At 42.7% G+C, this 25,030-nt stretch carries 30 protein-coding genes; 9 read left to right on the top strand and 21 right to left on the bottom strand.

The annotated features are described in order from the left end of the window. Positions 1-27: 27 nt before the first annotated feature. Both G511_RS0108015 and G511_RS0108010 read right to left on the bottom strand, forming a co-directional pair. Positions 28-417, bottom strand: a complete 390-nt coding sequence (locus tag G511_RS0108015) for a RidA family protein (RefSeq protein WP_425411393.1) — start codon at positions 415-417, stop codon at positions 28-30. Positions 418-489: 72 nt separating this feature from the next. Continuing rightward, entirely contained in the window at positions 490-1,743 is a 1,254-nt protein-coding gene (locus G511_RS0108010; protein WP_028469182.1) for a D-amino acid dehydrogenase, read from the bottom strand. 128 nt (positions 1,744-1,871) lie between these two features. Here G511_RS0108010 and G511_RS0108005 point away from each other — a divergent pair, with 128 nt between their 5' ends. After that, the gene (locus tag G511_RS0108005) at positions 1,872-2,339 is read left to right on the top strand and encodes an Lrp/AsnC ligand binding domain-containing protein (protein ID WP_028469181.1); all 468 of its coding nucleotides are present in this window, start codon (positions 1,872-1,874) and stop codon (positions 2,337-2,339) included. A 110-nt stretch (positions 2,340-2,449) separates the two neighbouring features. Here the strand turns inward: G511_RS0108005 and G511_RS0108000 are convergent, their stop codons facing one another. Then, entirely contained in the window at positions 2,450-4,429 is a 1,980-nt protein-coding gene (locus G511_RS0108000) for a methyl-accepting chemotaxis protein (protein WP_036551671.1), read from the bottom strand. A 268-nt stretch (positions 4,430-4,697) separates the two neighbouring features. On the opposite strand from G511_RS0108000, the gene folX reads away from it, so the two are divergent. Both folX and folM read left to right on the top strand, forming a co-directional pair. Continuing rightward, entirely contained in the window at positions 4,698-5,063 is a 366-nt protein-coding gene (folX, locus tag G511_RS0107995) for a dihydroneopterin triphosphate 2'-epimerase (protein ID WP_028469179.1), read from the top strand. Positions 5,064-5,073: 10 nt separating this feature from the next. Beyond that, entirely contained in the window at positions 5,074-5,799 is a 726-nt protein-coding gene (gene folM, locus G511_RS0107990) for a dihydromonapterin reductase (RefSeq protein ID WP_028469178.1), read from the top strand. A gap of 18 nt (positions 5,800-5,817) precedes the next feature. Here the strand turns inward: folM and G511_RS0107985 are convergent, their stop codons facing one another. Further along, a complete protein-coding gene (locus G511_RS0107985; RefSeq protein ID WP_028469177.1) occupies positions 5,818-6,420 on the bottom strand; it encodes an MBL fold metallo-hydrolase in 603 nt (200 codons plus the stop codon). A 230-nt stretch (positions 6,421-6,650) separates the two neighbouring features. On the opposite strand from G511_RS0107985, the gene G511_RS0107980 reads away from it, so the two are divergent. The 3 genes from G511_RS0107980 (at position 6,651) to mepK (ending at position 9,540) form a co-directional block, all read left to right on the top strand. Beyond that, on the top strand, positions 6,651-7,367 hold the full coding sequence (locus tag G511_RS0107980) for a YebC/PmpR family DNA-binding transcriptional regulator (protein WP_028469176.1): 717 nt from the start codon (positions 6,651-6,653) through the stop codon (positions 7,365-7,367). A gap of 312 nt (positions 7,368-7,679) precedes the next feature. Next, positions 7,680-8,867 carry a L,D-transpeptidase family protein gene (locus G511_RS22160; protein WP_051221723.1) on the top strand — a complete coding sequence of 396 codons (1,188 nt, stop codon included), beginning with the start codon at positions 7,680-7,682 and terminating at the stop codon, positions 8,865-8,867. A gap of 100 nt (positions 8,868-8,967) precedes the next feature. Continuing rightward, entirely contained in the window at positions 8,968-9,540 is a 573-nt protein-coding gene (gene mepK, locus G511_RS0107970) for a peptidoglycan L,D-endopeptidase MepK (protein WP_028469175.1), read from the top strand. Between the two features lie 186 nt (positions 9,541-9,726). On the opposite strand, the gene G511_RS0107965 is transcribed toward mepK, so the two are convergent. Then, a complete protein-coding gene (locus G511_RS0107965; protein ID WP_028469174.1) occupies positions 9,727-10,197 on the bottom strand; it encodes a hypothetical protein in 471 nt (156 codons plus the stop codon). A 196-nt stretch (positions 10,198-10,393) separates the two neighbouring features. Beyond that, positions 10,394-11,188, bottom strand: coding sequence for a glutathione S-transferase family protein (locus tag G511_RS0107960; RefSeq protein WP_028469173.1), 795 nt, complete (start codon positions 11,186-11,188; stop codon positions 10,394-10,396). Positions 11,189-11,296: 108 nt separating this feature from the next. Between G511_RS0107960 and G511_RS0107955 the strand changes: the two genes are divergently transcribed. Continuing rightward, on the top strand, positions 11,297-12,160 hold the full coding sequence (locus G511_RS0107955) for a LysR family transcriptional regulator (RefSeq protein ID WP_169565739.1): 864 nt from the start codon (positions 11,297-11,299) through the stop codon (positions 12,158-12,160). Positions 12,161-12,330: 170 nt separating this feature from the next. On the opposite strand, the gene G511_RS0107950 is transcribed toward G511_RS0107955, so the two are convergent. The 10 genes from G511_RS0107950 to G511_RS0107900 form a co-directional block, all read right to left on the bottom strand. Continuing rightward, the gene (locus G511_RS0107950) at positions 12,331-13,317 is read right to left on the bottom strand and encodes a cytochrome-c peroxidase (protein WP_028469171.1); all 987 of its coding nucleotides are present in this window, start codon (positions 13,315-13,317) and stop codon (positions 12,331-12,333) included. A 352-nt stretch (positions 13,318-13,669) separates the two neighbouring features. Beyond that, entirely contained in the window at positions 13,670-14,344 is a 675-nt protein-coding gene (locus G511_RS22155) for a DUF2161 family putative PD-(D/E)XK-type phosphodiesterase (protein ID WP_036551670.1), read from the bottom strand. An 88-nt stretch (positions 14,345-14,432) separates the two neighbouring features. Further along, positions 14,433-14,831 carry a VOC family protein gene (locus G511_RS0107940; RefSeq protein WP_028469170.1) on the bottom strand — a complete coding sequence of 133 codons (399 nt, stop codon included), beginning with the start codon at positions 14,829-14,831 and terminating at the stop codon, positions 14,433-14,435. 88 nt (positions 14,832-14,919) lie between these two features. Beyond that, positions 14,920-16,080, bottom strand: a complete 1,161-nt coding sequence (locus G511_RS0107935) for a sterol desaturase family protein (protein ID WP_028469169.1) — start codon at positions 16,078-16,080, stop codon at positions 14,920-14,922. A gap of 28 nt (positions 16,081-16,108) precedes the next feature. After that, complete coding sequence (locus G511_RS0107930; RefSeq protein ID WP_028469168.1) at positions 16,109-17,104, bottom strand: hypothetical protein; 996 nt, start codon at positions 17,102-17,104, stop codon at positions 16,109-16,111. 10 nt (positions 17,105-17,114) lie between these two features. After that, the gene (locus G511_RS0107925; RefSeq protein WP_028469167.1) at positions 17,115-17,501 is read right to left on the bottom strand and encodes a hypothetical protein; all 387 of its coding nucleotides are present in this window, start codon (positions 17,499-17,501) and stop codon (positions 17,115-17,117) included. 225 nt (positions 17,502-17,726) lie between these two features. Next, positions 17,727-17,963, bottom strand: a complete 237-nt coding sequence (locus G511_RS0107920; protein ID WP_036551669.1) for a hexameric tyrosine-coordinated heme protein — start codon at positions 17,961-17,963, stop codon at positions 17,727-17,729. Between the two features lie 177 nt (positions 17,964-18,140). Then, positions 18,141-18,554, bottom strand: a complete 414-nt coding sequence (locus G511_RS0107915; RefSeq protein ID WP_028469165.1) for a GFA family protein — start codon at positions 18,552-18,554, stop codon at positions 18,141-18,143. 390 nt (positions 18,555-18,944) lie between these two features. Continuing rightward, entirely contained in the window at positions 18,945-19,256 is a 312-nt protein-coding gene (locus tag G511_RS0107905) for a cupin domain-containing protein (RefSeq protein WP_028469164.1), read from the bottom strand. A gap of 154 nt (positions 19,257-19,410) precedes the next feature. Next, positions 19,411-19,590, bottom strand: a complete 180-nt coding sequence (locus G511_RS0107900; protein WP_156905178.1) for a hypothetical protein — start codon at positions 19,588-19,590, stop codon at positions 19,411-19,413. Between G511_RS0107900 and G511_RS24340 the strand changes: the two genes are divergently transcribed. Beyond that, complete coding sequence (locus G511_RS24340) at positions 19,566-19,739, top strand: hypothetical protein (RefSeq protein WP_425411389.1); 174 nt, start codon at positions 19,566-19,568, stop codon at positions 19,737-19,739. The two genes, G511_RS0107900 and G511_RS24340, sit on opposite strands and share 25 nt — an antisense overlap. A 1,144-nt stretch (positions 19,740-20,883) precedes the next feature. Here G511_RS24340 and G511_RS0107890 read toward each other — a convergent pair. Continuing rightward, entirely contained in the window at positions 20,884-21,243 is a 360-nt protein-coding gene (locus G511_RS0107890; protein WP_028469162.1) for a hypothetical protein, read from the bottom strand. 140 nt (positions 21,244-21,383) lie between these two features. Between G511_RS0107890 and G511_RS0107880 the strand changes: the two genes are divergently transcribed. Further along, positions 21,384-22,427, top strand: coding sequence for an IS110 family RNA-guided transposase (locus tag G511_RS0107880; protein WP_028469161.1), 1,044 nt, complete (start codon positions 21,384-21,386; stop codon positions 22,425-22,427). Between the two features lie 470 nt (positions 22,428-22,897). Here G511_RS0107880 and G511_RS0107875 read toward each other — a convergent pair whose 3' ends face one another. The 4 genes from G511_RS0107875 to G511_RS0107860 all read right to left on the bottom strand — a co-directional run. Continuing rightward, positions 22,898-23,299: a hypothetical protein gene (locus G511_RS0107875; RefSeq protein ID WP_028469160.1), complete on the bottom strand. Its 402-nt coding sequence runs from the start codon at positions 23,297-23,299 to the stop codon at positions 22,898-22,900. Between the two features lie 112 nt (positions 23,300-23,411). After that, positions 23,412-24,050 carry a HEPN domain-containing protein gene (locus G511_RS0107870; protein ID WP_028469159.1) on the bottom strand — a complete coding sequence of 213 codons (639 nt, stop codon included), beginning with the start codon at positions 24,048-24,050 and terminating at the stop codon, positions 23,412-23,414. Between the two features lie 120 nt (positions 24,051-24,170). Then, entirely contained in the window at positions 24,171-24,485 is a 315-nt protein-coding gene (locus tag G511_RS0107865) for a hypothetical protein (RefSeq protein ID WP_156905176.1), read from the bottom strand. A gap of 261 nt (positions 24,486-24,746) precedes the next feature. Continuing rightward, on the bottom strand, positions 24,747-25,030 hold a 284-nt coding region (locus G511_RS0107860; RefSeq protein ID WP_028469157.1), incomplete at its 5' end, for a transposase.

Here is a 25,030-nt window from a genome sequence, read left to right as displayed (position 1 = left end):
CCTTTTCAGTCTTTAGCTAAACCAGAATTACTCTGCGATAACCATGATGGATTCAACTTCAATATCAGCATCTTTAGGCAATGCTTTTACGGCAAAAGCAGCACGAGCGGGGTATGGTTCAGAGAAATAACGCGCCATAACTTCGTTTACTTCGGCAAAATACTTAAGATCAGAAAGTAAAATAGTAAGTTTAACAACATCTGAAAAAGAACCACCTGAAGCGTCTACAATTGCTTTCATGTTTTCAAATACACGAACAGCCTGCGCTTCAAAAGACTCTGTTACCATTTCCATGGTCTCTGGGTCCAATGGGATCTGACCAGAAATATATACGGTGTTACCCGCTTTAACAGCCTGAGAATAAGGTCCGATAGCTGCTGGGGCTTTGTCTGTAGAAATAATGCTGCGATTCATAATAAGCTCTCTTTAAAATAATTATGTTGGGTCATGTAGTTCAAAAGCATAACAATAATGGGTCAGACACTTTTTTTAAACATATCTTTCTATGCCAAGCCCTGATGGATCGATATCTGTCTTGCGACCTATGATTGAATCGGTCACAAAACGAGCAGAACCAACAGCCATCGTCCAACCCAGAGTGCCATGCCCAGTATTGAGATAAAGATTAGAATACTTAGTCGCACCTAACACAGGCGTACCATCTGGCGTCATCGGACGCAGGCCTGTCCAAAATTCGGCCTTAGACAAGTCACCACCACCCGAAAATAGATCGCTCACAACAAAATCTACATTATTTCTGCGCTTTTCTTTCAAGCTCAGGTCATAACCTGTTAATTCAGCGGTACCACCTACACGAATGCGATCATTGAAACGTGTCACTGCAATCTTGTAAGTTTCATCCATAATGGTAGAAACAGGTGCACGACTTTCATCAATAATAGGCAGCGTTAGTGAGTAACCTTTTACAGGGTATACCGGTATTTTAATGCCCACTTTCGCCAATAAAATTGGACTATAACTACCCAATGCCATGACATAACGGTCAGCTTTAAGTACTTCATTTGCTAGCTGAACACCCTGAATCTCATCGGACTCTTTAACAAGCCCTTTCACTTCAGTGTTATATCTAAAAGTCACACCTAGTTTTTCACACTCAGCAACTAAGCCTTGCGTAAACTTATAGCAATCACCAGTACCATCACCCGGCAAACGTAGACCACCAATGATTTTCTCTTTTACATGAGCTAAAGCAGGCTCTTTTTCAATACATGCTTCACGGTTTAGTACTTCGTACTTAACACCACACTCATCTAAAATGGCTATATCGGCCTTAGAAGAAGCTACCTGTTTCTCTGTTCGAAACACCTGTAATGTGCCACCAAAACGCTGATCGTAATCAATAGCGACATCCTTGTTCAGTTCATTCATGCTATCGCGGCTATACTCGGCAATACGCAGCATCCGAGATTTATTCACTCGATAAGCCGCTTCCGTACAGTTCCCTAGCATTTTGGTCATCCATTTGAATAACACAGGGTCTAATGCAGGCTGAATACGCAAAGGAGCAAGATCTTGCATCATCCATTTAACCGCTTTCAGCGGCACACCTGGAGCAGACCAAGGAGAAGAGTAACCCGGAGAGATCTGGCCAGCATTTGCATAGCTAGTCTCCAACGCAGCAGCAGGCTGACGATCAATCACCGTCACTTCATGACCAGCCTTTGCTAGATAATACGCATTTGTAACACCGATAACACCGCTACCCAACACCAATATTTTCATTTTTATTCTCAGAGTCGATACAAGATATACGACTAGAATAAATGAAAATAGCAATAAAATTTTATTGTTTTATTTGCAAAAAATAGTTACTTTTACTATCTATTCAAAAATAAACAGAATTTTATATAATGAAGAAGTTAGACCGAATCGATAAAAATATCTTAACTAAGCTGCAAAAAGATGGCCGTATATCGTACACCGACCTTGCAGATAAAGTAGGACTATCGACTACACCCTGCATTGAACGGGTTAAACGCCTAGAAAAAGACGGCTTTATACAAGGTTATCATGCCAGGCTAGATCCTGAAGCCCTAGGGTACAGCATGTTAGTTTTTGTCGAAATATCTCTGTCTTACCAATCACCGGATGCATTCGAGCGTTTTAACCTAGCCGTTAATCAACTGCCCTACATTATGGAATGCCATCTAGTATCAGGGGATTCAGATTTCCTACTTAAAGCACGTATCAAAGATATGTCTGAATACCGTGCGCTACTAGGGGATATGTTGCTTACGCTACCAGGAGTGAAAAACTCAAAAAGCTATATTGTCATGGAAGAAGTAAAAGAGTCTTTTAGCATTCCTGTGCCCGTTTAATAAACGCTTTCATCTAACAGCAAGCACAATGATAAGTAATGAGCTATGAGCAATAAAAAGCAGGCATTGCATTAAAGCCTGCTTTTTATCCAACTCACACCATATGCTGATTACACTTTAAAGCCATGCACTAGTTCTTTTAACTCATGCGCCATTTTTGCAAGGCTTTGTGCAGAGTTTGATATCTGACCTGCAGCAGTTGCCACCTCATCAGAGTTATCATCAATCACTGTTAAGTTGTTGCTAACATCCTGAATCACAGCTGCCTGCTCCTCAGAAGCTGTCGCTATTTGGCCTGACATATCCATAATGCCCGCAACCGCATTCACAATAGTATCCAAAGAGCTTTCAACATTATGCGTACTATCAACAGTTTCTAGCATCTTCGCATGGTTAGCTTCAACCAAAGCGAATGCCTGTTCTACTTCACTTTGCAGTTCTTGAATAATGGCCGCAATTTCTGCTGTCGATTTTTGTGTTCGCTGAGCCAACGTCCTGACTTCATCGGCGACAACTGCAAACCCCCGTCCTTGCTCTCCTGCACGTGCCGCTTCAATTGCCGCGTTTAGAGCAAGCAAACCGGTTTGATCCGAGACATGATGAATTACTTCAACCACATTAGATATATTAGTACTACTGGCGTGCAGTTTATTAACCAACTGACTTAATGAACTAACATCATCTGCCAATTGGTTAACCGAAGCGACAGATGCCTGAACCACCACATGCCCGTCATTAGCCATCTGGCTTGCGGTATTAGCTTGGTCTGCTGTATTTGCGGTACTACCAGCAACTTCTTGAACGGCGGCGGACATCTCTTCCACTGCCGCGGCCACTTGCGTGGTGCGCTCCCTCTGTTCCTGTAATTTCTGTACGCTATGCCCTACGACATCAGATGTTTCATCTGCGATAACAACTAGCGTATCGCAACTACCCGATAGTTGATGTATTGCCTTTGAAAAGTTAGCAAGCGTATCATTTAAGCCTTCAGCTACATGACCCAGCTCATCTTGACTAAACACCTCAACCCGTAAGCGTAAATCATGCTCATGGCGTACTTTACTCATGACAGAAGACAACGACGCCACCTGGCGGTTTAAACCGCGAATAATACTAAAGGCAATAACAGCAACAACTAAGAGAGATGCGAATAGCAGCACAATGTAAAAGACAAGCGCAGAATACGCCTGATCTTGAGCAGAGTTAGCGTCATTAATAACATCTTCAGCCAGAGTATCTTCTAATTTTTTGAGTAGGTTTATACGCTTTGTCGCTTCACCAAACCAGTGCTTGGAATCAACATTAAACACTCCTGCCATAGCCTTATCTGAGGCAATTAATCTGAGCCTTTCTACTTCCTGTACAACACCGGAGTTTGAAAGCTCACGAAATAAAGCGATATGCTTATCAGATGCCAAATTATTAAAGATACGGCTATAAGTATCTTGCTCAGTCACTAGCGTGATGTATTTTTCGTACATTCCTGCTGCGAATGCATCGCCTGCAAATGAATTACTCAAAACAGCTCGTTCGATTCCCGCACGCTCTTTTGCCTGCAAAAAGTTGTAATAGGCTAGTGAAGCACGCGTTAAATTTACATCTTGGCTTAAGTTGGCGGTAATAGAACCTGCCGATAGCAGTTTTGCGTTCAGTCCCGTGTAATACTTTAGCGCTTCAGAAAGCGGAATATCTAAAGCAGTGACTCGCGCTCTAACAGATTCAAGATTATTTAGCTTTTGCTTAACATCCCTCATTAACGCTTCTAGTGATGTATTGCTAATAGCGTTGGTATCAATGAAGTCTTGCCAGTTCGTCAAGAATTTCTGTGTTGTTGATCTCTGCTGTCTCAATACATCCGAAAACTGCTCACCCGATGACCCAAGAAAGCCAGCGGTTGCTCCCCTTTCTTTTTGTAACTCATGCACCAATGCGCTATTAACTGTTGTCAGCTGCGTATAAAGCGCTAGCTCACCGCTTTGCTGACTCACAGAGTAACTATTAAATACCTGTTGCAGCAGCATCACTGTACTAATAAGTACCGGAAGGGCTATCAACAGCAGCAATTTATATTTAAAACTTAAATTTTTCATGGAAAAACTTCCTGATCCTATGTATTGCGGTAACTGTTAGCGTCGTGCATAAATAAAAGATTTCAACAAATCTGAACGAAAAATGAATACAAAACCAAGTGTAGTTCATTTTAAAATAATCATGACGCTGAACTTAACAAAACACCCCGTGTACCTCTAAATATCTAATGAGCAATATAGGGAGTACAAGGGATAGCCTACTGCGCTGCATAACGCTCATGTATACTTAAAAGTTCATTACAGGAAGAAGCAACTTACGGATAACACTATGAATATAAGTGATGCAATCATTCGAATTACCAATTTAAGGCTACGCACTTATATAGGTTTCAACCAAGATGAAATGGAGAAGCAGCAGGACGTCATCATCAATATCAAGATTCATTATCCTGCAGAGAAAGCCTATCAAACTGACAATGTAGAAGAAGCACTCAACTACAAAGTGATTACTAAACAAGTGATTCACCACGTTGAGGAGGGGCGTTTCTTATTATTAGAAAAATTGGTCGCTGATGTTCTCGATATCTGTACACAGCACGTCTGGGTTAAGTACGCCTCTGTCACTGTTGATAAGCCGCACGCATTGCGCTTTGCCGACTCTGTTTCGCTAACATTAGAAAAGTACTGTGACTAAGGACCCCTCTATGAACGCCCCCATTATCATTACAGGTATCGGCAAGCGGATTGGCTATGCATTAGCAAAGTATCTACTCAACTCAGGACACCCCGTAATAGGTACTTACCGAACAGAATATGGGTCCATCGAAGAACTGCGCCAGCTAGGTGCAGAACTATATTGCTGTGATTTTTATGATAATGCGCAAATCACAGCATTCACCCACTCAATAAAAACTAACCACCCACGATTGCGTGCGATTATTCACAACGCATCCGACTGGCTACCTGACAGCAATTCTTTATCACCTGCAACAACACTCGAAAGAATGATGCAAATACACGTCAATACACCTTACCAAATCAACTTAGCATTGATGGATAGGTTACAAGCCTACGCTGAAAAGTCTTCCCATAGAGAGTCTAGCGACATTATTCATTTTACCGATTATGTGGTTGATAAAGGCAGTAAAAAGCACATCGCTTATGCAGCAAGTAAAGCCGCCTTAGCAAATATGACTTTATCCTTTTCGGCGCTATTAGCGCCTAAAGTAAAAGTTAACGCAATTGCACCGGCCATGATCATGTTCAACCCAGATGATGATGCCGAGTATCGAATAAAAACACTGAAAAAGTCGCTAATGGAAATTGAGCCAGGCTCACAAGAAATCATTGAAGCCGTAAACTACCTGCTACATAGCCATTACGTGACAGGTAGAACACTGCATGTTGATGGCGGGCGCCACCTTAAATAGGAATAAAGCTTGGCTAACTTAAGATAAGGAAGCCACCAGCTCAGCCAAAGCAGCATCACCATCCCTGAAAATAGGCCAGCCATCCCCTGGCAACACCGCCGTTATGCCGCGGATAGTTGCCAACTGCGTTACCGAAGAAACAGCTTGGCTCTTATCCTGTAACTTTCCGTCTGGAAGAATACACAACTTGCCCCCTGAATGCGCGCGCACCAAATCACCCGTAATCAAGGTATCGCCCTCAACGACAAACGCCAACTCGCCATCTGTTTTTGAGCCTGAAACACTATAAACATCCAACCCATCTACTAACGGGCTTTCGGCGCTCACCCATTGATCGCACTCCATAGGAAAACTATCTTTCTCTGCTTCTGGTCCACATATAAGGGCTCCCGTTTTCGCAGCTAAAGCTTGCGCATCCCTAACATGGTCAGAGTTAGAGATGAAGATATGACTTATCTCACCCAACGACAGCAAATGCTGCTTATCATGTTCTGTTAGAGGTAGAGGATCAAAAACGATATTCCCCTGCGGCCGAACCCATAGATAACTGTGAAAATCGATATTTCGATCTTCATCAAAGACACTCCAGCAATAGAAGTTATTTTTATGAAGTGTTTTCATGATGTGTCTCCAAAAAGATGGCTAATATCAATAATCCGAATAGTTCTACCATACTCTTATCTGTTATTTACTGACAATTAGCCATCAAAGATTAGCCTAATAGCGCTTTCCAGCCATGAATTAGCAGATAATGCTGACAACCTTATCTCATCTTTCTCCTGATTCGCGGTTCCCTATATAATTACTTATCTGTAATATTTGTTTTTTAATACTTTTAATGGAACAGCGTAATGGGCAGAGCCTACCAAAACCGCAAAGAATCCATGGCTAAGACGTCAGATAATAAAGCCAAGATTTATAGTAAGTATGGTCGTGAAATTTATGTATGTGCTAAAGCCGGTGGTACTGACCCGGACGGTAACCTAACACTACGTGGATTAATTGAACGCGCTAAAAAAGACCAAGTCCCAAGCCATGTAATTGACAAGGCTATCGACAAAGCAAAAGGCGGTGGTGGTGAAGACTTCTCCTCTGCTCGCTATGAAGGCTTTGGACCCGGTAACTGCATGGTTATTGTTGACTGCCTTACTGATAACCCAAATCGCACCTTTGGCGATGTGCGCAACTGCTTCACTAAAACCAAGAGTAAAATTGGCACATCTGGCAGCGTTAGCCACATGTTTGACCACAGTGCTATCTTGGTATTTAAAGGTGATGACGAAGAAGCAGCGCTAGAAGCACTCATGATGGCCGATGTTGATGTATCCGATATCGAGTGCGAAGACGGAACTGTTTCTGTATTTGCACCCCATACAGATTACTTCAAAGCTAAAAACGCACTGGCTGATGCCTTTGGCGAAATTGATTTTGACGTTGCTGAAATTCAGTTTGTACCTCAAAACACAGCTCCCATCGCTGAAGATGATATCCCGATGTTTGAAAAGTTTTTAGAGATGCTGAATGACTTAGACGATGTTCAAAACATATTCCACAGCGCTGAATTGTAAACGCACCACAAGCCCATACTCTAACAAAGTATGGGTTACTCTCCCCCTTCTTGAGTCACGCTAGTTAAGCCCGCTGTAAAACCATTTATCGACAAATGGAACGTATCAACACCTCCAACACTCAAAGTTATTAAACCTTTTAAAAATAAAATCGATTAGTAACAGGGCACAGAGGCAATTTTAAAGGGAAGTTATTAACATTTAAGTAGGCTGCCGGTCTGGCAAAGTGTGCATCTCATCTAATCGGGTCTATCCTGAGTACTGTGTACAACGGGTATAGGGTCAAAATCCCTAAAGCAGATGGAAGCAGCTATGTCACAACACAAGCTTTTCGTATTTATAGTATCGTTATCACTTATGAGCTGGCCCTTCATGGCCACAGCTAAGTCTTTTACTCACTTATCTGATGCGTTGAGCTTTTATGCAGACTTAGAAAACTCAGACCAGTGGAAGAAAATACCCAAAGGTCCTTCTATACGTGTGAATGACACCCATCCAAGTATCCCTTTACTACGCCAAAAACTGCAATTACTCGGCGATTTAGAAGCCGTTCTCGATGCACCAGAGCACCCGGAACTATTTGACCAAGTGCTTGCTCAAGCTCTAACTAACTTCCAATCTCGACACGGCGCCGAAGCTGATGGTATTTTAGGCCCCCATACTCGACGCTTGTTGAACACCTCGCCTGCTTTTCGCATCAAGCAACTGCAAATCAATGCCTCTCGCCAACAAAGCTTTGGTACGCCCGCGGCGCAACATTATATCCGGGTAAATATTCCAGAGTTCAAACTGAGGTTATATGATCAAGAGCAAGTAACCCTTGAGATGAAAACAGTCGTGGGCCGTAAAAAAAGACAAACACCTGTATTTGACACCAGCATAAGAACACTCGTAATCAACCCTTCTTGGAATGTCCCAAAAAGTATCGCCTTTAAAGATATATTGCCAAAATGGGAACAAGACGATAATTTTTTAAACAGCCATAATCTACAAATTCGCTCCGGTTGGGGACCTAATAGCGACGTTATTCCAGCCGAAAATGTTGTACCTTCAAGCATGTATCAAGGTGCAGAATATTTACGTTTTTTTGAGCCACCTAGTAAAAGAAACACACTAGGGCAGTTCAAATTTCTATCGCAAAGCCGCTATGCCATTTACCTTCACGACACTCCTGCAAAACACTTATTTAATCGTACACGACGCGATTACAGCTCCGGTTGCGTGCGCTTAGAGAAAGCACAAGATCTTGCAAGTGCACTGTTGTCGCTTGCAAACCGCCCTGAAAAAACACGATTAAAGCAACTCGCTAAAACAGATAAGACACGTAACATAAACTTCGCGGACCCTGTTCCTCTTTATGTTGTTTATTGGACAGCATGGTTGGATAAAGAAGGAACTCTACACTTTAGAGATGATATCTATAAGCGTGATTTAAATGATCTTGCCAAGCTAAAAAGTGCAGAAAATCAAATAAGTGCCATCGATCCAAACATTGAATAACAGAACTAAAATAAAACAAATGGTCAATTAATATACAGATCGGCCGATATTAGGCATAATTGCGACTTTTAAATTCAATAATGACCAATTGAAGCGAAATATGCCAAATAAACACCAACGCTCACATCATCAGTCTCGCCGATCCTTTTTGCGCCAAATGGGCTGTCTTACAGCCGGTTTAGCCGTATCCTCAACGGCACTGGGCAACATCCAAACACCACTATTTGATAAAACATTGATGTTCCAGAATCTTCATACCGGTGAAGCACTCAAAACAACCTTCTACACCGGTGGCGACTACGTTAGCGAGAGCCTAGACAATATTAATTACCTATTACGTGACCATCGTAATAACCAAGTAGGCAGCATGGATCCACAGCTTTTAACGCTATTACATGACTTAAAAAACATGCTGGGCACAGCAGACCCTTTTCATGTTATTTCTGGTTACCGATCAGCAGAAACTAACGCTATGCTCAGCCAGCGCAGTAACAAAGTAGCCAAAAAGAGCTTACATATGCAAGGCAAAGCAATTGATATTCGCTTACCAGGCGTTGACACAAAACACCTGCACCATGCGGCTTTAGCGCTACAAGGCGGCGGAGTTGGCCTTTATACTCGTAGCGATTTTGTACACCTTGATGTAGGCCGTGTACGTCAGTGGGGCAAATAAGCAGCAGACGTTCGAGTTTACTCCATTAACTCCAACGCGGCTGTATTGCTTATCATTTGAAGAAACCGACTCAGTGTTACTAAAAAACACCTACACCAAGCTACTTCAGTCCAGCAAGATAGCTGCGTGCTGGCCATTGAGCCCGCAGCAGCTTGATATAAGTAGTGTCAGGTAACGGGCAAACAATTAACATTTGTCGCTTGCTAGCGTGCACATGTATTTAGTGGTCTTTTTCACTAGACTGCACCACTTACCTGTTTTTTTCTTGCAATAATCATCCTTGAAAGGATCATCAACCTGGTGACAACACTTATTATTACTCAACGTCAAAAAGCCAATCATTTTGGCCTGAGTAATCGCATTAGATGCGGCCAAGCCCACATCTTCACTGGTGCGAGCAAATAGATCTCTGATAGTAAGATCACCGGCATCAGTCACTAAACATTTAAGGATTTCAAAGGTTTTTTCATCCGGCGATGCATTGCTAAGGCTTTCAAACAGTTCTTCATCTGAAACGACCGGTTTAGTACACAAAGAGCCACAACAGTCGTCTTTTGTAAAAGCGCTTTTGTCGTGATTACTCGCGGCTTTTTCTTCGAGAATATTAACCCGAGCAAACAAATTGCCAATATCTCTGCCAATTTTATAGTTACTCATAATAACTCTCCCTCTCCTTACCCTTATGTATCGCAAGATAAGCAAAGGGTATAGATACTGATTGAGCCTTTATCATCACTAACAACCGTCAGTTGAAAGATACTCAAACCCATAAAGAGAAAGGCCCGACAACCTCTAGAGTACTCCCATCATCGTGTTTGTAAAATCACACCGCCACCCTTCTTTTAACTCTTGTTCATTTTTCTTCCTGTAAATGTTGTTCAATAATTGGCCATGCATCTGCACCTAACAACAGAAGCTCACGGCAAGTATCCTCTGGAAAATCAGCACTCACTGCACTGATAAATGAAGGACGCTCACACACCTGCTTAACCCACTGCTCAACCTTGGGGGACGCTGCAAAAAACGCTGCCCAGCCAAACTGTAAAAGCGTCTGAAAGTAAGGCGCCATAGCACAGTCTGCTAATGAAAAGTGGTCACCTGCCAACCACTTTTGACTTTGCAAAGCCTCCTCCATTTGCTCAATAGTGAACGCGTAAGTACGTACCGCATCCACCACATCGGGCGCGTTTAGCCCCATATCCAAAAGCCTTCTTTGTCGTTCCCTACGTGGTTTTTCTATAACCTGACTAATCAGACTTTGTTGCTCTTCAGATGTTTTCTCAAGTAACGCAGGGCGCATAATCAAGGGCCATTGCAATGCACCACATGAAGGATGTAACTTGATATCAATGTGTTTCAGCCATAGTCTCATTTGGGCTATCTGATGTGGCGTTCCTTGGCGTAATGAAGGAGTAGGATAACAATCTTCTAAATATTCACAGATGATAGAGGACTCAATCACAGGCTGCCCACCTTCAACCAATGTAGGCACGACGCCCAGCGGATTAAGCTTGAGATACCACGCTTGAAGATTCTCCTTTTGCTGCAAATTAATAAGTTTTGGCTCCCACGCGACCCTCTTCTCTGCAAGAACAATCCGGACCTTTTGAGCACAAGGTGACATTGGATGAGTATATAAAGTGATCATATTTATCTACCTGCCCTATTCATATTTTTATTAAGAGCTATGAGATTACACCTGCATAAATACAGCGAAAACCTATTAAATTGCAGACTATTAATGCAAAATTGCAGCATGAACTGGAATGATCTTAAATACTTTCTTGCACTCTATCGCAATGAAACACTCGCTGGTGCTGCCAAAACACTAAAAGTGAACAGCACCACAGTAGCGCGCCGCATTGTGCAACTAGAACTAGACCTTGGTTGTCGATTATTTGACCGCCCCAATGGGCGCTATGTTATTACCGTCGACGCAGAAGACATTCTGCAAACAGCCCTGCAGCTTGAAATACAATTTGGTTTAATAAACCAACAACTCAATAGCCGAGATAAAAACTTATCTGGCATAGTGCGCATTACATCCGTTAGCACCTTCATCAATGGTTACTTATTAAAAAAACTACCTGACTTTCAGCGCCGCTATCCAGATATACAACTAGAATTGATTGCAGATGCTAGCCAGCTCAGTTTAAGCCAGCGCGAAGCAGATATTGCTATCCGTATGGGGCGCCCTGAAACAGGCCAACTCATCATTAGTAAACTCACAGATATTGCCTATGCGGTATATGGCAATAAAGACACGCAGCCAGAAACCACACTAAGTAACCATCCTTGGGTCATACTGGATGATAAGTATGCCAACCTGCCAGAAGCCAAGTGGGTAAGGCAGCATGTATCTTCAGCAAGGCCGGTATTACGTACTAATGTTGGCTTAGGCTCAGTAGAAGCTGTAAAACAAGGGATTGGGGTAGCCTGCCTGCCATGTTACCTTGCTAGCCACTACCAACTCAGACCATTAACAAAAACTTTTTCAATACGAGAGTTGTGGCTGCTGCAACACCCTAAGCTTCTGGAACTAACACGCATACGAGTATTTATTGATTGGTTAAAAGGACAACTGCTTCACGATAAGGAACTATTCAAAAACGGAAGTTAATTTCTAATTACTTTAAGTACAAACACTTAACAATGTGACAAAGCCTAATTTCTGAGTTGTTAGTGTTTGCTTGTATAATCACTTTAACAATATGAATTAAGGCTTTGTCATTACTCCAAGGCTGTAAGATAGTAATGGAAAATTGCTTCCTTTTTCAGAGACTCATAGCACTAATTAGCACTGGGGTCTGGTCGTGGAGTTTGATTAGTTGATGGAGGCAATTGCGGTAACCTGAAACTCGGCTGGTCCCCAGTGAGTGTTTTCAGAAAAGCAACGACCTGAGCCACTTCTTGCTCTTTCAGCTTTTTACCTAATTGTAGCTCTGCCATTGTTCCTACGGCTTCCTCAAGGCTCCAAACAGCACCATCATGAAAGTAGGGATAGGTAAGTTCGACGTTTCGCAGAGTCGGCACTTTGAAATTAAACCGGTCGATTTCTTGCCCCGTAACAGCAGACCTTCCTGCTGCCTTATTTGTTGTTTTATAAGGTTTCACCAACCCCATCTTCTGAAAAGAGTTGCCCCCCACCGCTACACCATTATGACATGCGGTACAGCCAATAGACTTGAATAATGTATAGCCTGCTTTGGCTTGATCAGAAATGGCAGATTGATCTCCTTTTAGGTACAGATCAAAGGGGGCATTAGGTGTTACGAGGGTTTCTTCAAAGGCCGCAATGGCATCTGTGACACTGTTAATATTAATCTGCTTGTCATTAAATACCTGGTTAAACTCACGCCGATAACCAGGAATGGTTTCTAACATTTCGACGGCCAGTTGATGGCTAAAACCCATCTCTATCGGATTGGCGATAGGCCCTCCCGCTTGTTCCTGTAAATCTTTAGCACGGCCATCCCAGAACTGCGCCACATTTAAACTACTATTCAACACTGTCGGGGCATTAATAGGGCCTAATGACCAATTATGGCCAATCGACGTCGGCATATTATCAGTGCCACCCATACTCAAGTTATGGCACGAGTTACAAGAAATAAACCCTGACTTGGATAGCCGTGGATCAAAATACAACTTTTTCCCTAACTCTACTTTGGCCTGATCGGTAGCCTGGTGAGCAACAATAGGCTGAATGGGCTCTGCGGCTTGAACAGATAATGAAGCAATTAAACTAAAAAAAAACAGACTGGATGGCCGTTTCATGATATCAATCTCCTTGAGAGGTCCGCACGATGGGGCTTTATCCTACGCAGCCTGCCAGTTGAGAAGGATAGAGCGCCATCTGTGGGCTCTTTATTAAGCGTATTTATGTCTATAGAAAGCTGGAAAATCCAGCACGAACAACATTAGAGCAAACGCTGTTTGATAGACCTGACCTGCATCAACATTCTTAATTAGCTTTAGCTATGCATACGATAGTTATTATCTATGAGTACTGCGCTAGAGAGCTGCGGTTTTCTGGATAAACACCACAAACCCTAAATCAATTAAAGGTTTGTGGTGTTATAACGGAGCGTTAACAAGAGGCGATAGCATCATTAGCTAGGTTTATAGTTTAGGATTGATCTGATTTTTTCTCCCAAAAAGGTATCTCTTGCTCCCCACGAGGAGAGAGTGCGTAAATACCTTGCGACTCCCTATCAAACCAACCATAAACATTTTTATATAAAATATCTCGCGCTTTAGGCTCCTGAATACGCTGGGAAATTAGCCCAGCTTTTGTTGACCCGTGCTCCCTTAAAAATTGAGCAATGAGTAAAGCCTTTTGCCGATAAGCCGTTACAAGGCCTTTTCTTCTATCGACTCCACCGAGGTTAGGGTCACCTACTCGTCTTGAGAACTCACCTAACAAACAAACTTTTCGCCGCTCTGACTTACGGGGCTTGTACTCACCAGGGTCAAGAAGCACCTTCACATAGCCCTCCTTTACTGGTTCTATCACCATAAGACCTAAACCCAGCATGCGCAGTAACTTAATAATTTTCTTACGTTTACGCTCTAAGCTACTACAACGATTAGGCACACCGATATAAACACTAGATGTTAACGAAAGCCGCTCAACGGCTTGGAGAATTACGCTAAGATTAAGCGATAGCTTAAGCTCAACAATAACCGGAGGCTCTTCAGCACGTACGGCTAAGACATCGCAGTCGTGAACTTCCCCCTTCACTTCATAATTCTGAGAGGTTAAAAAGTGTTTTAATGGAAGGTAAAGATCCGACTCTTTCATACAATTCCTTATAAATTAACAGCACTATATTCAAGCCACCTCTCTAAGCTAATTACTAGCCTAAATTAACGAATCAAATAATCCTTTGCTATGATGCGGGCTGGTGAAACTCAATCACATTGTCATCTGGGTCGCGTATAAAAATGAACGAGGCTCCCTGAGGGGTGACAATAGGCCCCTCTGTAATCGTGTAACTTATTGATTCCAAGTACGCCTGCGCTGCCGCAAGGTCTGTAACCTCCAACGCTATATGCGTAAAACCCGTATGCTTATCGGGCACATCCATCAGTACATTTTGTTTTTTTCCAGCAGAGGCATTTAAAATAAAGTTAATATTAATCCCCGAAGGATGCTCCATCACTGCAACAGGCTCAGGCCCTACTGGGCCAACGATAAAATCAAACCCAAGCTTTTCATAAAACCCACGAGCCACTTCTAAGCTTGCCACCCTCAGCCCAACGTGATTGATTCTTGTGATCTCTTTCATCGTAAAACCTCTAGATTAATGAAGCGTAACGGCGAATTAAACTACTTTTAGTACTTAATAGATCTGTTGTTCAAAAAAATTAACCCTATTACTGATGCGTTTCGCTTTTGCTATTTTTCAACTGGCTAGTAACAGGATATAACGTTTGGCCAATAAAAGACTCCGGCAGCTTTTTAGTTGTACCATATTCTGCAGGCCAATGCTTTTTCGGCAAGTGCATCGTATTAAACAGCCAATCAAAAAGAATAGTGTGCGCTGAATAATTGGTATCAATAGCCGGTTTCTCCGAACTGTGGTGCCAATGATGGAATTGAGGCGTAACAATAATGTACTTCAAATAGCCAAATGGCAGGTTAGTATTACAGTGAATAAGCACGGCTTGTAATGCGGCAAAGGCTACATAAATATTCAACGCGGTTTCATCAACACCCAGCAAGTACAGCGGTACCATCACCATCGCTCGCTCTGAAAACACTTGGATGAAATGCCCACGAGAACCTGCCAACCAGTCTAAATTTTCAACTGAATGGTGCACGGCATGAATGGGCCACAGCCATTTAACCTCATGATACAAACGGTGCTCCCAATACAGTACAAAATCAGCACTCAATACCACCAGCAAAAACTGAAGTAGTACCGGCATTGACTGTATGCTTTCTTGTAGCGAAGCACTCAAGGCCCAATCAAAATGGCTGACATGATAGTTTGCATAAACCAACACCGCCGAAATAGCTAAATGATTAAAGCAAAAATAGAAAAGATCTAAACCCCAGCCGCTACGCAGAATGACTTGGTTCTTATATCTGGGCCATAGTTTTTCAAGCGCCAAGAATATAAAAACAGAACCTAAAAACGCCAGTATTAACCAGTCCACTCCTAACGATAAGCGCTTGGCTTCTACCGGACCAACTGGCACAGTGTACCCCCCGAGTAAAAATGCACAGCTTGTTAAAGAGATCCCGACAGCCCCCATAAGGCGGTATCTCTTTAGATAAAAGGTGATAAACCCAAACAACAAAGAAAAGTACATTCCATACTTCAATACATTTTGCAGAACAGCAGCATCATATAGATTGCGTAATTCGTTAGTAGTTAAATAAGAAGGAAACAGATAAGCAATAACCGCTAAAAGGCTCAACACCCCAAGAAACACCGAGCAGTAGCCGCTGATTTTCCCTTCGCCAAGTCGAAACTGCTTATCGGTATCGAGCTCAACGTGACGATCTCGATAGGTATAATTTTTATCCATGGTATATTCAGTTTAATCTCTGTGACTGCTAGTTAATCTTAGGAACATAGCGCTGAACATTCAAAGGCAGACGCCCTAACAAACCCGCCCTAATTGAGTGCCAATATACCGACAAGACTAATAACGCACTGCCTAAAAAGATGCCGGTTAGTGCAAAGCTTAGACCAACGCCCCCAATCTCGTTCAAAATAGCAGTAATCGCGTATATAACATAAGCCAATGACGACACCATAAAGGCACGACGATCCACTATTATGGATAACATCGTCATGAAGATATAAAGCACTATCACAACCAACATATTGCCGAGATCTTCATTACCTTCAAATATACCTAGCCCTGTAAAAACAGGATGAATAATCAAAGGCGCTGCTAATAAATGCAGCCAAAACGCCACATCCGATTTACGTGTAGTTCGTGTAATATCAGAAGAGTCCCAATACATCGCAAAGCTAAAAATAACGATGCCACATAAAAAGAAGGCAAATAACATATAAGCCTTAGTATCGGGGAACAAACTTAGCACGATAGAAACAATGAGCGTTGTTAACGCTGCCGTAGTTGCCGCAATAGTGATGGGCACACCAAAACGCTTCCAATGTAACCATGCGGCAAAGGCCGACACTGTTGAAGCAATAATGAACGCAAGCTCAGCTGGATCATCAAACAAGCTCAGGCAGAAACTAAATACACCGCCAATAAATGACAACAGCAAAGCGATTGAAGGCAAAGCCATCTTTCTTTTGAGGGTAAAAACCTCAGCTAGCAGCCACGATAGCAAGGCAAAAATAAGCCCGCCAAGACCTTCCCTGATACCTTCTCCAACCCATAGCGAAGAAAACAACAGCAACGCGCAAGCAATCACGACAAAGATATCGTTAAAACTGCTCACTAAACGAAAATTTTCTTCATCTGCAAAGTGCGTCTTTTTATCACTTTCTAGCTGCGCCCTAAACTCGTCAACCGCACATGCAGTAAATATTCCCTTTTTAACTGCAAAATTAAGATCTTCGTTTGTATACATATCTATCCTTTTATTGAGCGCTTATCTGCTTTTTTTCGGCTGTCGTTAATGCCTTATAAAAGCGAGGATAAGACCAACCATACCCCCACCTGAATGATGTAGGAAAGTAAGGGCTTCCTCCAACACGAACGCCTGCTAACATTAAACTTGCGATTTTCGGCTTGCCTACTTTAGCAACACATTGTTGCAACTGCTGATCTGCGATGAGCCTTTCATCATATGTACCGCCTTGCCAATAAGAATAATCATGCGCAGTACAGCAAGATAACCATAATTCGTTTTGCTCAAACGTCCCGTCTGGGAAGGCGCTACAGCCGTCAGAAGTGAAAGGCTTTATATTTTCGGCACTCACTACGGCGGAAACAAGCATAAGGAAGCAGACAATAACTACACGCATAATTTATATATCACCGATAGAGTTCCTATCTCAGCAGCACATTTAGTGCATGCAGCAAAGATTCACCAGAACCAGCGGCGTTGCTTATTAGAACTATTAAGCAAGTTGTTGCCAGAACCTAATTCGATTCAAAAAATACAGGGCAACATAGATATACTATGTCCCCATTTTTAACCTCACCAATCGATGGGGTAGATATTCATAAACACGCAGCTTTAGGTAGCTCTATTTACGCCAATAGTTATTGGCAGCAGCGATGGTAGCAAACTCGGTTGCGACAACCTGACCAATGCTAATAAGCATGGCTGGGTCATTGGCATAAACACCGCGCATTTTATTGCGAGCCTCTTCGTCGGGTTGCGTCGCTTTAATAATGAGCCTTGACAATTTTACTGCCAAAGCACGGCCCTCTTCAGGCGTTTCTGTAATTAATGTGTTATTAGGGATTAAAGTAGTTGTCATAACTGTCCTTTGGATCAAAGTAAATTTTGTAAATGATAGTTGAACGTTTTGATACCTAACTCGATGCTAGTCTTGTTATCTACTTGTTTGTCACTAGGTAAATAATAACAGAAGCGTCCAATGTAAATAAAAACGGGAGCCGAGTATATTTTTCTAGGACCCCTTTTAGTTAGCCGTTTACTCACCACCGTCAAAATGCGCAAAAACTTCGGGCCCCGTCATATTTTGAGTTTCATTTTCAAAGTCGTAATAGTCGGATTTTTCATCGATGAATATTTGATGAGTTAGTTTGTAGGTGTCTTCGCTGGACAGTAAGCCAACAGGAAGGTGGTACTGGTTATTCGGCTTCAGATAGTAAAACAGGTGCGTCCCGCATTTACCGCAAAATCCCCTTTCAGCCCATTCTGATGATGGATACCTAACAACACTTGTTTCATCTGAAATTTTTACCGAATCAGCGCAGTCAATGGCTAACATCGGGCCACCCGACCAATTTCTGCACATACTGCAATGACAAGCTGCTAATTCGCTACTAGCGTACTCTACTTCCAATTCAACAGAGCCACACAAGCACTTACCTTTACCTTTCATAGATCCTCCGATTTATGTAACGTACGTAAAACTCAATACCAGCTAACTCCTCAACATGCGGACTAAAATAGAGCATTAAAAGGGTCAAAGCCCTTTTTAATCAGTAGTTTTCTTTGGACGCCCCCGTCTTGCCTGTCCGACTTTACATTGAAGCAGTTCCTCGATCTTATCACGAAAAATATCGTTACCTAGCGGTCTAACCGTCTGCGAAGCTTCTCGAATTCGTCTCATTACCGTAAGAAAATAGACATCACCCTGAAGTAAACAGGCTTTATATCGCCCCTCCCAGATTGAGCCGCTCTTGCCATATTTATGGTTAATATAAGGCACATAGCGTCTGCCTATAATTGATGAACCCACCGAAAAAATACAACCGTACAATTATTGCGCTTAATAGAAAATGGCTAACCAAACCGTCATTTCATCAGATGATGTTTCTATCACCCGGTGTTTTTCATGCGCTTTGATATTTAAGTAATCACCTTGTTTAAGGGTAACCTTCACACCATCGATAAACTCAATTACACCGTAACCTGATAAAACAATAACCCATTCATTTTCACTTTGATCGTACCAGCCGGTATCTGGAGATATTTGCCCCTTAGATACGATACGCTCGACTCTTAGCTTCTCTGTAGTGATAATATCTTCGAATATTTCATTGGGTAATTCTGATGGAATATTACTGAATATATTTGCCAATAGGTCACCCCTTCACATCACTTAACATTTCACATTGCGCACTTCACCCATATGCGTGCCACAGCCCAACATGTAGAGTGCACCTTTTCGCAGAAAGACAACCATCCATACGGTTTAATACAAATGGCCTTCAATGTATTTTTACACAAGCTGGCTAGTCGTTGTTGTCTACATCAAGCGCCATTTTCCAACTACCCTTTCCATCACGACAATAGCCAATCACTACTCGCCCTTTGCCACCAGACTTTTCATTAGTCATCTGCACAACGAAATTAGCAACGATTACAGCGAATTGAAAGCCGTTTAGGGGTGCGGTTAATCGAACGAACCACACGAAGAATGTCATTAAACGGTGCAGGAGAAAGGCTTTTTAATAGAACACTGCCAGCGCTGGCCGACCTAGAAAGTGCGCTTGACGGTATAGAAGAAGACCAAGATACACTCTCAGGTACATTACGAACCCCTAAGAATAAGAGGCTTTAAATATATAAACCGGATAAAAAATCACTCAAAATATCCAAAGCTGCACAATGCAAGACCTGCTAGGTTTCCAGACGCTCAAAAGTACTTACAACGGCTCCAAAACGCATGAATAAAGCCCTAGCGTTATCGGCGCTCGCCCATAAGCCGTGTATTTTATGCTGAAGCAGAAGAAGGCCTTCGATGAGCATAAGTTTTTAGCGGGTTAGTCACGCAACGAGGTGAGCTGAACGTCTAACTGGATCGCACTAAAGAGTGCTGAGTATCTACGTGTGTTAACTGATGCTCGACATCTGAAAAGATACTCTACTTCTATTCATGAAGCTCCTTGTTCTTGATTAGACACCTCGTTGGCGTGCATTAATATCATCAGCAAGTGCGCTTACACCTGAGCTGAACCTGAAACTAACTGGAGCATGCAACCCTTCTTTTGAATAGGACAGTCACAGGTTAACCGATGAATGTCTAGTGCCCATGATATGATTGAAGGCCGCTCATCAGGCAGCGGTAAACGTCGCAATAAGAGAGCCTCAATATGTGTTTGCTGTAAGTGTATTTAACAGCCGACAAAGACAGATGAAGTAAACGGTCTTGCTAATGGTTTTATAATTGGCCGCTAACGCGACCGATAAGAGTTACTTTGGCTTATTTACTTGAGAAGGCTCATATGTGTTATACCCTTAGCCACCCCAACCACCATCTTTGTCATTTGTTGGTACTGTAATTTCTGGCAAGGTACTTAACCTTAAACCGCACTTAGCACATCTGCTTGTATGGCTGTGCCCCCAAATTCCAGGTATATAACCGAACAGCGGTATACCCCAGTAGAAACCGTTACATCGAGGGCACCTTGAAAAGCACGTCCTGTACATCAGGAACAGAAGAAACCATAACGAGGCTGTTTCAAGCACCCAAAAGAGTCGAAACACTATTCCTAATGCTCCGAATACAAGCAACATAAGCACAAGCGGCATGAAGTAAGATCTACATGTCTCATTTTTGCTTATGATTTTGCGTAATCCACGATAGTACTGAGTTTCATCTTCCATAAGGTGTATAACGCTTCAATAACGGGCGGGAAAACTGCGCAGCAGTTTGGAGGTCCGAGCCAGCTTGCTGGCGTTCGTTGATTGACTTGTTAATGTGCTCACTGCTGGAACAAAGGTAAACATAGAATTGTCACTAGTGAACACATACCAAACATTAATGTAATGGCACCAACCCAAGAGAGCGCCTTGCTGCTGTGGCGTGCATGGCGTTTGCTGAGAAAAGAACCCGCAAATAGCCAAATACCAGCCCCAATATAAATCGTGCTAAGCAGCCTCGCCTCAGCACCATAGAAAGTTACAAATGTTCCAAAAGGCGGGTTACCCCTGCCAACTAAGGTGCACGTGGCTTGAAAGAATGCATATAGACCGTAACCGAAAAGAACAGACGCCGAAATGATGCCCAAAAGCACCATTTGTATTTTTTCATATCTTGGCATCGCACTCATTTCAATGCTCATAGTCGAAGGGCACTTTAACGCTCAAAGCAGCTGCGCTTCTAGCGTCCGCTGCCTTTGCTTGATACTTATTGAGCCTTCTCCCCCAGCCACCGCAGTAGCGGTAAGCTGGAAGGCAACCAAACCAAAAAAGGAGAAGACCCATGAATTTCTACAATACCACTCATCTCCATTATTGTGGAATCGATTTACATGCTCGATCCCTTTACGTCTGTATCATTGACCAAGATGGCAAAACGCTGCTGCATAAAGAGATAGCCGCCAACCCCGAAACACTTTACCAACTGATTACCCCCTATCTTGACGATCTCGTTATGGGTGTCGAGTGCATGCATTGCTGGTATTGGGTGGCCGACTTTTGTGAGGATCACGGCATTCACTTTATTCTGGGCCACGCGCTGTATATGAAAGCCATACATGGCGGTAAAACCAAGAATGATCGGATCGATTCTTACAAAATTGCCAAATTGATGCGTGGTGGCAATTTTCCATTAGCTTATGTCTATCCGCGAGCGTTGCGGGCCACACGCGATTTGCTGCGACGACGTACACGTATTGTTCGCCACGGTGCAGATCTGAAAGCACATATCGTTAACACGACAAGTCAATACAACCTGCCTCCAAACAAGGTTAATCTGAAAAATGTCTGTGCGCGTGAGCAACTCAAATCGACGTTTGAAAATCCTGAAGCGCAACGTAATATCGATTTGGATCTGAGTATTTTAGACTGCTATCACCACGAGTTAAGCAAGCTCGAATGGCACCTGGAACAACAGGCTAAACATCATAATCCCGTCTGTTTCACCTTGCTCAGAAGCATACCCGGTGTCGGCCGTATTTTGGCACTAACAATTCTTTATGAGATTGGCGAGATTCAACGCTTTGAGTCAGTACAGAACTTTGCGTCCTATTCACGGCTAGTCAAATGTAAAGCAGAATCCGCCGGTAAAACCTATGGTACTCAGGGCAATAAGATTGGTAATGCCCATTTGAAATGGGCTTTCTCTGAAGCCGCTGTCCTCTTTTTACGCGGTAATCCAGAGGCTCAAAAGTACTTACAACGACTTCAGAAACGGATGAATAAAGCCAAAGCGTTATCGGCATTAGCTCATAAGCTGGGGCGTGCGGTGTATTTTATGCTGAAGCAGGAGAAGGTTTTCGATGAGCGTAAGTTTTTAGCGGGTTAGTCACGCAACGAGGTGAGCTGAACGTCTAACTGGATCGCACCGGAGAGTGCTGAGTATCTACGTGTGTTAACTGATGCTCGACATCTGAAAAGATACTCTACTTCTATTCATGAAGCCCCTTGCTCTTGATTAGACACCTCGTTGGCGTGCATTAATATCATCAGCAAGTGCGCTTACACCTGGGCTGAACCTGAAACTAACTGGAGTATGCAGCCCGTCTTTTGAATAGGACAGCCACAGGTTAACCGATGAATGTCTAGTGCCCCTGAATTGCTAAAGGACTGGTAAGCAGGCAGCGGTAAACGCCGCAATAAGAGAGCCTCAATATGTGTTTGCTGTAAGTGTACTTAACAGCCGACAAAGACAGATGAAGTAAACGGTCTTGCTAATGGTTTTATTATTGGCCGCTAACGCGGCCGATAAGAGTTACTTTGGCTTATTTACTTGAGAAGGCTCATATGTGTTATATTTCATTTTCTAAATAATCTACGATTGTTTTTGCGTGTTTTCGCTCTAACTTTTGCCAACCCAATTAACGCTAATCCACCACCCACAAAAATTGAAGCGCCTTTTGCACCTTCAAAGGATAAGTAGACTCCCGCGAAAGAAGTTAAAGCACCAAGAACAACTAAAGTGATAGGCGAAAACAACCCATGCTCTCTTTGCGAATTAGATGTAAAAAGCAACTTTAAGCCCATTAAACCAAGAGGTGCTCCAACAACAACCATTAGCACAATGTACAAACCAGATTCGTTAGGAGAACTATATATTGCATAGGCATTTAACAAGGCAAGAGCACATAATACTAATCCAATGATCCTAGCGCCTGTTTTGGGAATAGGCTTTAAATGATTAGCTGAATCTTTATGCATGACTTCCTTGAAATATAACGCCGCAATAACGGGACGGAACACTGCGCAGCAGTTTGGAGTTCCGAGCCAGCTTGCTGGCGGCAGTTGATTGCTTTGTTAGCTTTTAATTTGCTCATAAATTTTCCGTCACTGTCTGTGCATGCTGCATAACCTTTGCTGACAATTTGAACAGGTCCTGAGCTGAAATTTTGTACTTTTCTGAGATATCGAATATCTGTTCCGCTTCGCCTTCTTTTCCAGTGCCTGGATCTGGATACCTACCAGCCCAATAAACAAAATGTGTCAGCCCCCTTAGGATGGCGATCTCTTTTTTACTAAGACTAGGAATGAATTTAGCTAAATCGTGCAAACGATGATGCTTCGTTTTTTTCTCGATTTTTCGATAACCATCAATTCCTTCTTTAATGATTATCATCGATTTTAGGCATATTTCTAAGCTATAACCGACAAGCATTAACCCCACTGCACAATACTGACTGTCACATGCACTACGTACAGTAGGGGGCATAACTTGGAATTGTTGATCTTTATTTAGGACAGCTACCGCAGCTTCTGATAGCGCATGGGCTTGTGACATCCAGAGTACAGGGTTTTTGAGTTCTTCATCAGTTGCAGGCTTTGATATATCGATTGGGAAGCCTGCGACTGTACTAGCCATGCCCCACTTATGCCTTGCTAAAGCACTATAACCAAAAGGATCTTTGCCAAAGCCATCTCTGTTTGGTGTTAAGTATTTCTGAAAATCGTTCATGGAGCTATCCGTTCTCCGGTGATGTAAAGCTAACGCCTTTGTAACGGGCAGCTTTGTGGCGAAGCCACGCTTAAAGCTGTCCAGCACGAAGTGCGTTCGTTGACAAACTTGTTAAGTGTTTTATACACCACCATTTACAGCCACCCAAAATGCGAAACCTAAAAATGCCAATGGGATTAAGCTAGAAATCAGCCCCACAATTGAAACTGCGACATTTTTTCCTTTTATCAGTTGTCGCGAACTAATGATAAATGCAGCGACCCAACAACAAAACCCTAGAAATCCTGCCGGTGATGCGACGATAAATGAAGTCTCTACAGAAACTCCTAGCGCAGTAAAAACACCAACAAGTAAATACATACCAGGAAACAACAACCAGCCAAAGAAGCTGGTTAATACTGGCCGATCTTTGAGTTTGCTTATTTGCTCCATCATCTCCGTGACACTTAACAGCCCGTTTAAGAGGCCGTTGGCCTCATAACAGTTATTAGAGGGCCGGCACGAAAAAATGAACTGTTTAAAAAAAGAGAATTAACGTTATGATTTGAAGACACTTTTAGTTTCCTTGTCATAAAGCACAAATCCATTAGTGTTGCCATTGGCCTCATAACATATGCAAAAAGGGCAAATATTACCATGCTGTATATAAAAAAGGGGTATCCCTTTAGCTCCATTCATATACTAATCAGCAACATTTTACTTTTTTATCACATCCTTGTAGGTAATTGGGGATGTTAAAATACTACGCTGAAGCAGTCGATAAAAAAGTAAGCCTCTAGATTTTGAGGTCCGTCGATTAAAACGAAAAACAAACTCATCTAGATATGAATCAAGTTGTTTTGGCTGTATCGCCCCATGATGTGTGCCTAGCAACCACCGTTGCAATAAGGCAGCAACGCGATGAACGCCTGGCATAGATTCATGAGCAGCAACATCTGACCCAAGATGAACCGAGCGTCGATGCGTATATCCTATATCAT

The sequence above is a fragment of the Neptunomonas japonica DSM 18939 genome (genome assembly GCF_000422765.1).
Lineage (GTDB): Bacteria > Pseudomonadota > Gammaproteobacteria > Pseudomonadales > Balneatricaceae > Neptunomonas > Neptunomonas japonica.
This window is presented reverse-complemented; position numbering and strand designations above follow the sequence as displayed.